Annotated in this window: 8 protein-coding genes; all 8 read right to left on the minus strand. The window is 66.6% G+C overall.

The window, feature by feature from the left end; translation table 11 throughout:
* Position 1: 1 nt before the first annotated feature.
* The 8 genes from BM193_RS10350 to BM193_RS10385 all read right to left on the minus strand — a co-directional run bounded on the left by BM193_RS10350 (position 2) and on the right by BM193_RS10385 (position 11,134).
* Complete coding sequence (locus tag BM193_RS10350) at positions 2 to 1,702, minus strand: eCIS core domain-containing protein (protein ID WP_092832312.1); 1,701 nt, start codon at positions 1,700 to 1,702, stop codon at positions 2 to 4.
* A 27-nt stretch (positions 1,703 to 1,729) separates the two neighbouring features.
* Positions 1,730 to 4,000, minus strand: coding sequence for a calpain family cysteine peptidase (locus tag BM193_RS10355; RefSeq protein WP_139176111.1), 2,271 nt, complete (start codon positions 3,998 to 4,000; stop codon positions 1,730 to 1,732).
* Between the two features lie 36 nt (positions 4,001 to 4,036).
* Complete coding sequence (locus BM193_RS10360; protein WP_092797656.1) at positions 4,037 to 5,398, minus strand: glycoside hydrolase 5 family protein; 1,362 nt, start codon at positions 5,396 to 5,398, stop codon at positions 4,037 to 4,039.
* Positions 5,399 to 5,471: 73 nt separating this feature from the next.
* On the minus strand, positions 5,472 to 5,735 hold the full coding sequence (locus BM193_RS10365) for a hypothetical protein (RefSeq protein WP_092797657.1): 264 nt from the start codon (positions 5,733 to 5,735) through the stop codon (positions 5,472 to 5,474).
* Between the two features lie 9 nt (positions 5,736 to 5,744).
* Positions 5,745 to 8,348, minus strand: coding sequence for an eCIS core domain-containing protein (locus BM193_RS29085; RefSeq protein ID WP_254786034.1), 2,604 nt, complete (start codon positions 8,346 to 8,348; stop codon positions 5,745 to 5,747).
* Between the two features lie 11 nt (positions 8,349 to 8,359).
* The gene (locus tag BM193_RS10375; protein ID WP_092797658.1) at positions 8,360 to 9,421 is read right to left on the minus strand and encodes a hypothetical protein; all 1,062 of its coding nucleotides are present in this window, start codon (positions 9,419 to 9,421) and stop codon (positions 8,360 to 8,362) included.
* Positions 9,422 to 9,424: 3 nt separating this feature from the next.
* Positions 9,425 to 10,000, minus strand: a complete 576-nt coding sequence (locus tag BM193_RS10380) for a Pvc16 family protein (protein ID WP_092797659.1) — start codon at positions 9,998 to 10,000, stop codon at positions 9,425 to 9,427.
* Between the two features lie 81 nt (positions 10,001 to 10,081).
* Positions 10,082 to 11,134, minus strand: a complete 1,053-nt coding sequence (locus BM193_RS10385) for a hypothetical protein (RefSeq protein ID WP_139176112.1) — start codon at positions 11,132 to 11,134, stop codon at positions 10,082 to 10,084.
* Positions 11,135 to 11,156 lie beyond the last annotated feature (22 nt).

Raw genomic sequence — 11,156 nt, forward strand, 5'->3', positions numbered from 1 at the left:
ATCACTTGGTATTTTTCAGGATCTCGTTGATTTCCAGCGCTGCCTTTTCCGTTATTTCCGTCGCCTTTACTAGTGCCGCTTCGAAATTCTTCCCGCTCATCTCCTTGATGTTCGATAGCGATAACTCCGACTGGATGATTTTACTGAACATGGCCTGGACGTCTTTGGCCGTCACGGGCGTATGCTTTTTGACGCCCTTGAGTAATTCATACACGCCCAGCAGATAAGGAGGGTTGGGGTTTTTTCCAGTCGGTATTTTTGCCGGCTTCGTCACGCTGGCATCGGGACTGTAAATTTCTTGCATACTAGCGTCCCGGATGGCCTCGGATTCCTTGGCCTGCTTGCCTGCCAGGTTCTGGCCATCCAGTTTTTTAACGGCAACATTTAGTCCTTGCTGATTAAAAAACATATTTGGCTCGGGAAAATAGGTATACAAATTATTTTGCACCTTCCAGTGCCTGAATTCCGTTTCCGCCCGATTGACCACCGCAATGGTCTTATCCAGCCGTGCATCGCCGGGTTTTTCCTCGCGCCAGTTGTACGGACCGGAAAGCAGCGCGGCATGATCGCCGCTCAGTTGTTTATCGATCTCTTTCGCCACCTTGCTTTCCGGATCAATGCCTGTCGAGGCGCGCGCATCGCGATCGGTCATGGCATAAATGGTGCCGACGACGCTCTCGCCCATGCTGCTCGCCGTCTTCATCAGCATGTTGCGCGCCTCAAAATACGGAAACTGATACATCTCATCCGCATTCGCGCCCATGGACCAGGTAAAGGGAATGACCGCCATGCCAAAACGCTTGCCTTTGCTCAGCAATTCCTTCGCCTCATTTACCGCATCCGCCATCACCGGGGCTTTGGCACCCTTGGGCATTTTCGCGTCGATCGGACCGACATTCACGCCGATCACATACTTGGGATTGAGCAGCACTTCGGCCGGTCCCTTGTTTTCCATGATTAATTCGGCCAGCTGGGGGACGTTATTTCCGAAAGTCATTACTATGCGCGGCGCCGCGATGTTCCCCTTTTCCGTTGCCACAGGCTCGTCAAGTGCCCGATCCGTATAGAGTGTCGCTCCCGCTTCCGTTCTTTTGTACTGGGTTGTTCCGCTGGCCCTGGCTTGCCTGGTGACAGGATCACGTGGCGCGCCATGGGCGGGGCTGGCCCGCATGAACTGCATGGCACGGGCCCCCATGACGTCGGCCTCCTGCTCCAGCCCCGCGTCGTCATTGACGCCGGCACTGCCTTTCAGCTGCATGGTCGGTCGCACCCTGCCCTGTTTTTGTTGCACGACATGCCAGGCTTCATGCGGCAAATGCCTTTCCTGGCCGGGCGCCAAATGAATATCGCTGCCTTGCGCATACGCATGGGCCTGCAACTGGGCGGGCCTGGCCGAGTTGCGATGCACCTTGACGTCGTCCAGCGACAGGCCGGACAGGTTTTCCAAGCCGGCCTTCAGATTGTCGGGCAAGCCTGTCGTGTTCTTCTGGAGCGGTTGTCGCCGCGTCGTAAAGTCATCGGCCATCGCCTGCAGCTGCGCCGCCTGCCGGGCCTGTGGCCCGCTGTTCGCCAGTGCCTGGGCAGCTTGCAACTGTTTTACCTGCGGACGCTGATCGGGCAGCGGCCTTGCGGATGCGCCACCCGGCTTGGGTGCCGCAGCTTGGCTGGACGCTGGATACTTCTTGGTTTTGTCGGCATGCATGTGCAGAATTTTCCTCCGGAAGCTCGCTCACATGGACGAGTATGACGTGAAATAGGCACCGATATCGGCCAGGTCGAACCAGGATTCCGCCCCGCTCGCGCCCTTGTCCTCGATGCGTTCGGCCCCTTCAAACGTCGTGCCCAGGTCGTTGCGCACGGGGCCGGCCGCATGCGCATGCTTGTATTTCCTGCCATAGCTGGACCAGGGATTTCTCAGCTTGAGCGACAGCGCCTGGCCAGCCACATGCCCCTTCGGCGCGTAATCGAGTATCGCATACGCATGCGGGCCCACCAGGCCTTTCACCATCGACTCGCCGGCACTGCCCCCTTTGCCCGTGACCTCCTCGGGACTGTCAAAAATATCCTTGCGCGTCCCTATCGTCATTTTTTTGCCCGCATCGAGCAAGCCTTTGACGGACTCGAACAGGTCGAGTTCGCCCTTGCTGTATTGACCGGCACCCAGCGGGCCGGTGAGCAGTTTCTCTTCCTGCACGGCGGCGATGATCGTGTCCACATAGGCCGCCTTCACGCCCTCCTTGCTCAGCATGGCCCGCACGTCCGCCGTCGTGACAAAGGTTTTCTGCAGCAAGTCCTCCAGTTTGCCGGGAATCTGGTTCAGATAGCCAAATTGCGTCATGTCTTCCAAGCGCTGGGGATGGTCGGCGATCTGCAGCCTTGCCGTGAGCTCAGGCATCTTGAGATGCTTGTTGAGCTCCCCTGGTATCTGTTCACGCCCCGTCTGGATGCGGTGATCGGCAGCCGCGGCACCGGTGATATGCGCCTGCGCGATATGCCCGTGGCCGCCCTCCGTCATGCCATAGGATTGTTCTGCGGACGGCAGCGTTTCCGCCCCCCCGCCATGGAAACCTGCGGCAACGTAGGCTTTTTCGTAGATCTTCACCCACATGGCGCCCGAGGCGAAGGCGTCGGTCTGGTCTTTTTCGGCTTTCCGGTCATGCACCACCACGGATTTGTGCACCCTGACCAGCACCGGCTGGCCGGCGTCGCCATACAATTTGACGCTCACGGTGCCATCCTTGTTATCGCGCATGTGATTGACGAAGTGGGCCGGATCGGCATGCACCACGCTGATCATGGCGGCCAGCAGATAGCAGTCGCCCAAGCCCACCTGGACGATATCGCCTATCACTGGCGGGTGCGGAAAGAGCGGATGTGCCAGCGCACTATGCCTGTGCAGGTACTTCAGGCCCGGCGCCGCGCGCAGGCGATTGACTTCGATCAGATTGGCCTTGACGGCAAACCCCGTATGAATGGCCTCGAAATTCTTGCCTGCGAGCTCTTCCTCTTCCGCTTCCACCTTGTAGTAGTCGGACTTGCTCGCGGCGAGCGCCACGTTGGCCACTGCCGCCTGCCAGCCATGCAGTATCCTGCAAACGCGGCCCTGATGACCGGTGCCGACAACCTTCAGGTCCTGATCGTGGATCGCCGTATCGACCCGGAACATGCCGCCGCCAGGGGCCGACTTGTCGTTGGCATCGGCCTGCTTTTCCTTGCTCAGGCGCGGCTCCGGCGAGACAGGCAGCGGGCCGGTGCGCAAGGCCCCTGCGGAAGCGTTGAGTTCCCCTTCCTCCTGCGTCAGCAGAGTATCGAGTCGGTCGACAAGCGCTTTGCGGACAGCATCCCCGGCTTCCGCCTTGCCCGTGTTCCGCCTGTGCGTATAGCCATCGGTCCACGTCATGCTCAGGGCCGTCATGCTGGCGAGCAGCGCCGCGCGGCCCTCATGATTGTCTTCGGACAACGCGGCGTACCGCCCGATGGCATTTTCCAGTTTGCCCCAGCTATCGAGCCACGACAGGTAGCCCGTGTATCGGGCGGCTCCGGTGACGAAATGGGCCAATGCCACGGGTGCCCGCTGTACCGTCATGAAGGCCTGGATGGGCGCATGGCGCGGCGCGGCGCCAGGCGCGGCGGCCGCGCGCGCCAGCGCCCTGCGCCCCATTGCATCGGCTTCCGCCTCCAGGCCGGCATCATCGTTGACAGGCACGCCGGCATGCGCCTGCAGGGTTGGCCCCGCTCTGGCCTGGCCCCGCGCGCCTTGCGCCAGCATGCGCGGACTGAGCCTGACTGCCTCGGCCAAGTGGCGCCGGCCGCCCATGCCCGGCCCCTGGTTGGCCGTGGCCGCCAGCGCGCGCTGGGCGACAGCGGCCCTGCGCTGGTCCGCCAGCGTGCCGCCCGCCGTGGCCGCGCGCGCCTGCGCTTGCGCCGCCCCCCTGGCGGCGGCCGGGCGCCGCTCCGCGCCCGGGGCGCTGTCCAGCCGTGGCATCGGTGTGCTCGTCATGACGTCCCCTCTTCCCAGGCGCAGCGGCCTGCAGCCTCAGCCCGGTACAGCCGCATACGCCGCTTGTAATGCCGCGACCGTGGCGGCGCGCGGCGTCAGCGTGTCGATCGGCAGGCATGGCCCCTGCGGATAGCCGGACGGGTCCCAGATGGGCGCACCGGGCGCCAGCGCGCCGCCGCGCGCCACGCCATACAGGCCGAAGCCATCCTGGTCCCAGTACTTGTTGGGAAAGCTGGCGGCTGGCGGGCCGCCGTAAGGCGTGTAGATATTCGGCGGCGTGAACAGCTGCGTGCCGCAGTCCTCAATCACGTAGGCTGACTGGTTCCACAGCTCGTCGCAGTATTCGAAATAATACGTGCCCAGGTTGAGCGGCTCGGCGAAGGCGCGCGGCAGCATGGCTTGCAGCACGCTGGCCACGTTCTGGATCGATGCGGCGTCGACCGTGATGCCTTCCGGCTCGCACGGGCTGGGCCGGCCGCTGACGGGGAAGCCGTACTCGGTGATCAGCACGGGCTTGAGCGCCGCGCCCGTCAATCCCGCATAGCCGGGGCGCTGCTGCGATGGGGGGCCGCTGGCGCGGAACACGCTGTCGAACGATGCCGGCTGATAGGTATTCACGCCCCAGAAATCGATATTGTCGCAACGGGCCATGAAAGTGGCCGCCTGCGCACAAATGAACGGGTCGTCGTGATTGGCGATCCCCGCCAGCTTGCCCGGCGCCAGCCGCTTCACCACGCCGGCGAAGGCATTGGCTTGCGACCACCAGAACTGGGCGCTGCCGGCGCAGTCTGGCGCTGGCGCGGCGACACTGCTGCAGTAACTGACGTTGGCCGCATCGACCTCGTTGGCGATGACAAAGCCGATGACGGCGGGATGGCTGGCCAGTTCGGCCACGGTTTCGGACAGCACATTGGTCCAGAACGTCGTCACCGGGCTGCTGGCGCTGTATTGTGACTGCCAAAACATCTGCTGGGGCAGCGCAATGCCGACCAGCACGAACAACCGGTGTTTCCAGCACAGGTCAAGAAAAGCGCGGTGCGTGAATTTGTGGCCGCTGTTCCATGGCGACGGCAGTGTGCCGTCGCCATTTTGCTGGCGCGACATCATGTTGTAGACGCGCAGCGTATTCACGCCCAGTGCCTTCAGGTTGGGCAGGTCGCGTTCCCACAGCGCGCTCCAGCTGTCGATCGCGTAGCCCTCGCCCGCGAAACTGTCCCAGAACAGGTCGCCCAGCGATGGCGAGAGACTGCTCGAACCGTTGATGGGCTGCGGCGAATAACACACGCCCTTGAGCCGCGTGGTGGTCCGGGCCCCGCCATTGACGGCGAGCTGCAGGCTGGCCGACGGCGTGGGGCCGGCCGTGAGCGTGGTGGTCCAGGTGGTGGTGTCGTTGCTCATGTCGTGCTTCCTTTGCTGGGATGGTCATGATGTTGCGGGATGGAGTGGCCTCGTTTGCGTCCGCCGGCCGGCGTCAGCGCGATTTTTTCTCCTCTTCTTCCGCGGCCAGCGCGGCATTGAGCAGCACCAGTTGCTGGTGCGCATTGCCGCCCGGGCCATGGGGGGCGGATTTGGGCGCGCCGGCGCGGTTCGCCGCCTCGCCCAGCTTGCGCTGCAGCGCCATGCGCGCACTGTCAGCCACCAGCTGCGCCAGCGCAGGCGGCCGGACGCTGCGCGTGCGCCGCTGGGCCGTTTCCTTCGGCGCAGGTAGCGGGATTGCTTGCAAAGGCTGTTTCACGATATCTCCTCAGTTGACCGGCAGGTAATGCGCCAGCCCCTGGTGGGCCAGCCGGAAACGCAGCGCGAAGCTGCCATCGCTCCAGCTGGCGGGCAATGTCAGCGTGTCGAGCTTGAATTCGTACTTCTTGCCGGCGTAGACCAGCGCATAGCTGGCGCCTGGCTGCAGCGTGCTGGCATAGCGCAGGTCGGGCGCCGTGCTGGCGGGCTTGAGCACAGGAGTGCTGGCGGCCAGCCGCATGCTGGCCAGCTGGGCTTGCGCCGTGCTCAACTGGCGGGCCGCGACCAGTTGCGCGACATCGCCGCGCAGCGTCAACTGGCTTGCCAGCAAGGCGCCATGCAGGGTGTCCGGGCCGCCGCGCGCCGGCCCGTCGGCGCGCACGTAGTCGCGCGCCAGCCCGGCGCTGCCGGCGTGGCGGACGATCTGCCGCAGCGTATCCGGATGAAATAGGCCCGCCTGGCGAGCCTGGGTGGCCACCAGCCGCACCGCCAGCCCGCTGTAGCGCTGGCCGTCGCGCACCGGGTGCTGCCAGCCCGCGCTGCCGCCCCACAAGTGGCCCGTCAGCGCCTGGCCGGCACCGGCTCGCAGCGGCGTGTCGGGCAGCGCTGCCGCCGGCAGTACGGCACGGTTGCCGGCGCCATCGGTGAGCAGCTGGCGGCCGGTGTTGGCCCGCAGCAGCGGCGTGCCGCCGGGTCCGGCCACGCTGCGCCAGTGGGTGTCGGGCCCATGCAGCTTGCCGTCCATGGGCGCGTGCAATGCGCCACGGCCTTCGAAGCGGGCGCTGTGCGTCTCGAGCGTGAGGAAAGCGTCGGGCATGGCGATGCTGCCGTCCATCTGCCCGGCCAGGCGGTCGGGCAACAGCGTTTTCGCCTGCAGGCGCGCGCTTGCCCGGCCGTGCCCACTGGCCATCATGTGTGCGACGGGCTGTGGCTGTGTCCCTTCGGCAAGGCCGCTCAGCTGGCCGGCAAAGGCGCCCTGTACGGCGCCCGCGTGTTTGTGGCCCTGCTGGTCGGTGTAGTCGCCGCTCAGCAGGCCGGTGCCTGGGCGCCGGTCGAGCATCACGTCGGCGCTCTGGTAGGGGCCGGCGCCGATGGCCAGGCGCACCAGCGCGCGCACGCCCGCGAAGATGCCGCCGTCCGGCGCTCCTGGCAACGCCATCGATTCCAGCCGCGCCACGCTGCTTCCCCTGGCGTTGTCGGCGTCCGCCAGGCCGATGCAGTCGGCGATCCTGGCCGCTGCCCATTGCTGCGCCAGGCCGGTGAGGTACTGGGCCGGACCGCCCCGGCCGGGAAAGGCGCCGCCGGTGCCGATGCGCTCGGCGACGGCCGCCTGCACCGCCGCGCGGCGCGCCACCGGTCCGGCTGGCGCGGCCAGCGCATCGGGCGCGCCGCCAGCCTGCTGCGGCGATGCCGCGCCCGTCCGCTCCGCAGGCCCGGTATCGGCGGCGGCGCTGGCCGCCACGGGCGACGCTGCCGGCAGAGGCAGCTGCAGCCGCCGGTAGCCGCCCTGCTGTATCCACGCCACCTGCTGCTCGCGCTTGCCGCCGAACAGGCGCGCGAAGTCGGCCGGACTGGCACTGGTCAGCAGCTGCGACACGCCGCTGGCCGGCTGGGCGAACAGCGTCTGCAGCACATGCAAGTCCAGCCCCGCCAGGTTCGGCAACTGCCGCTCGATGGCGGCCAGTCCCTCGGCGCTGCCCCACAGCGGATAGCGGCGCACTTCAATGGCCTGCACCTTGGCCGCGCCCAGTGCCGTGATCAGGCGCCCGAGCGCTTCCCACGGCAATTCGATGTCCGGCGCCAGCCGGTAGACGGTGCCGCCCGCGGCGCCATGTTCCTGCCCGTGCGCCGGCTTGGACGACTCGGCCGGCTCGGGCGCGAGAATTGCCTCGACCTTGCGCGCATTGTTGATCCATTCGGGCTGGCCGTGCCGGCGCAGCCAGAAACCCTGCAGCACAGGCCGCCCGGCTGGCGTGGCCTGCGCGGCCTGCGTGGCCGCCGGCAGCTTGCCGCCGCTGCCGCCGTGCCCCAGGGTGGCGGCGCGCTCGCCCATGCGGTCGGCTTCCTGCTCCAGCGCGGCGTCGTCGTTGACCGGCATGCCCTTGGCCTGCAGGCTTGCCCTCACCCGTCCCTGCTTCTGCTGTACCACATGCCAGGCTTCGTGCGGCAAGTGGCGCTCCTGGCCAGGTCCGAGATGGATCTGGCTGCCCTGTGCATAAGCGTGCGCCCCGATGCGCGCCGGCGCCGGCGAATTGCGGTGCACGCGCACACCGCCCAGGTCGATGCCGGACAATTGATGGATACCCTGCCGCAATGCATCGGGCAAACCGCCCGCCGCCACGGGTGCCGCGTCGCGCCGTGCGCTCAGGCGCCGCCCCTGCGTCACCAGCGCGCACATGCGCCCCTGCGCCTGAAGCCGGGCGCTGGCGTTGACCATCTGCAGCAGACCACCGTGCGCCGCGGCGCGCTGGCTGCGCGCGGCCAGCCGGGCCAGCGCCGTCTGCTGGCCCGATGCGTGCCCCGATGCGTGCCCGGATGCCTGCCGCGCCGCGCCGGCGCGCCCGGCCGCGGCGGCAGGCGGATGGGGCAAGGTTGGGTGTCGCAAGGTCGCCATGCCTGCCCCGTTCACAGATAGACAAAAATGTCGCTGAGGCCGCCGAGCGGGTCGTCGTCCACCTGCACCAGCGCTGCGCCACTGGCATAGGGCAGGCGGATCTTCGGGCCGCCGCTGCGCGTGCCGCGTCCTGCCGATGGCGGCCGCGTCAGCATGAAATGCCACGTGGCCGGGGCTTGCGCCAGCGCCAGTCCCTGCCGGGATTCAAAGGTCCATGGCGGCTGCTGCGCCTGCGGATTGGTGCAGGTAAACACGGGCGCCCCGGACGGCGGCGTGCCGCCGGCTGGCGCACAGGCCTGCAACTGCCAGTTGCCCAGGTTCAGGTGCTGGCTATGTATGTGATAGCGCCAGCGCGGCGCGCGCGGCGCCAGCGCGAAGGTGTATTGCGGATTGAGCGCCCGGCCATCGGCGCCGATGGCCGGGCAGGCGCCAGGCATCCACGGCGCCTGCCGTGGCCCGCCCGGATAGATGGCCAGCACGCCGAATGGACGCGGACCGGGCTGCGCCTGCAGGTAAAAGTCCAGCAGCGGCACGGCATTGGCCAGCAAGGCATAGCGGCCGGACGGCACGCCGCTGAGAACGATGTCGAGATGTGCCTGCGGCAGCGTCGGCGACGTGCCCTCCCAAGCCACCTGTCCCAGGGCATCAAGCAGCACCAGGCTGGCGGCGGCCAGCGGCTGCGGCAGGGAAATGGAAAAGCCCGATGGCCGGGTCGCCAGCGCACTGCCCGCAAAATCGGGCCGCAGTTGCGCCGCCGCGTGCTGCAGGTTGTCGGCATAAAACAGTGTCCTGGCGTGCACGCTGGACTGGTCGATGGCGCTGTAATTGATCAGGTCCGGGTCGCTGCTGCTCACGATAAAGTCGAGCGGCAATGGGGCCGCAAACGCGGCCAGCCTGGCCGCGTCCGTGTAATACATGCTGCCACCCCCCGCCGCTGGCAAGAAACGCAAGCCATATTGCCGCATCAGCGCCCGGCAAGCGGCAGTGGGCGCCAGCCTCAGCGCCAGGCACACGCCGCCAGTGAAATACGGGTGCTGGCAGCTGATGCTGAAGACGCCGGGCAGCGGGGCCATGGGCTAGCTCCCCTGCACGTCGGCGATGCCGCTGCTGACGGCGGGAATCGGCGCGATCAGCCAGTCTTCCTGCAGCGTGACCATGCGCAGCTTGTAGACCACCGACGGCAGGTAATTGGCGCCCAGCACGGCCCACAGGGTGCTCAGTTCGGCCATGCTGAGACTGACCACTTCCACGCTCAGTTGCGTCATCCCCGCGGGAAAACCGGCGGAATTTTGTGGATCGAAGCCCCACTTGGCCTGGAAAAATGCCATCGCCTGCGACAGCATCCTGAGCGCGCCGGAGTAATTGCCGGCATACGAGGCCGCCAGCAGCACATACAGGTTCAGGTAGAGCGACGGATTGGTCCGCCCATAGCCGTTCGCCCCCTGGCGCGCGACAAAGCCGGTCGAGCCGATCGCCGTTTCGCGTTCGATATTGACCAGCGACAATACCAGTTTGTTGTCGATCGCCAGCGGCACGCTATTGTCCGGGCTGGACAAGCTTGCCAGTACGGCGGCTTTTTCCGGGCCATGGTAACTGGCGCCCAGATAGTTGTTCAATTCACCGAGTATGAACTCGAGGGCCTTGTCTATCATCGCGTGGCTGTCCTGTTCCTCGTTGCGGGGGGCGGCACCGGGAAGCGAGCGCGGCACTGGCCGCACGCGTTCCCAGATGCATCAGGCGGCTTGCTGGAGATCGTCACCCTGCTCATCGCCGTCCGGCTGGCCGGCCACCGGGTCCGCCGTCGCCGTCGCCGTCGCGGGCAACGGTGGCGCCGCATTGACGACCGTCCAGGTGGCCAAGGTGGGGCCGCTGGTGGCGATCAGGCCGGAGGCGGCGGCGACGGCGGTGCAGCCATTGGTGGCGTCCCCCGTCAGGTCGGTGATGGCGAACGGTGGCGTAGCCGTCAGCTTGTTCGGCGTAGCCACGGCCGTGGCCGGCGTGGCGCCGGCGCCGGCCGTATATTTCACCGTGTAGGTATAGAACTGGTTTTCACCAAACACCACGAAGCCGTTGGCCGTGTTGCCGGTGGCCAGGCTGACCTTGATCTTGGCGGTCGGCAAGCTGGTGCCGGTCGCCGTCAGCGGTACCCATCCGCAAGAGCAGCCTGAACCGGAAAAGTACAGGCTCGACGGGCCACCCTGGGCCGCCACCACCAGCAGGATGCCATTCGTCGGATCGCCCGCGATACTGATGATGGTGCCGGCGGGCGGCGCCGGCAGCAGCGCCCATTCGAGTGGCTGGCCGTTGAAGATAATACTGTACAGGTTGCTGCCATCAGTGATGATCAGGCCGTTCGCCAGATCGCCGCACATGCCTTTTATGGTGGGCGCTTTCTGGCCGCCCCGCGTGGCGGCGGTCTCCGCCGCACCGCTGGCGGCCGCGGGCGCCGCCCATTTCGGCGCGGGCAGCGCATACCAGCTCGCGCCGGCAATGCCCACGCCGTTCAGGTACGCCACCCGCGAGCCGGCGTACACGGCGATACCGTTGGTCATGTCGCCACACAGCGTCACCAGGGGGGCATCGAGCGACGGCCCAGGCGACTGCACCGCGATAGTGGTGACAGGCGAATAGCACAGGATCTTGTTATTCCACAGCGCGACGACGCCATTCACGGCCGGCGCCTTCAGCCCCTGGTAGGTGCCGGTGATCTGGAAAGCCGGTGCGGCTGCGCTTGCGGCATCCTGGCCCGTTGCCGGGGCGGCCCTGTTTTGCACTGCTGTTGCCATAATCGTTCTCCTTGCCCGAAGG

It is taken from the genome of Janthinobacterium sp. 344 (assembly GCF_900112025.1).
Taxonomy (GTDB): Bacteria; Pseudomonadota; Gammaproteobacteria; order Burkholderiales; family Burkholderiaceae_D; genus Janthinobacterium.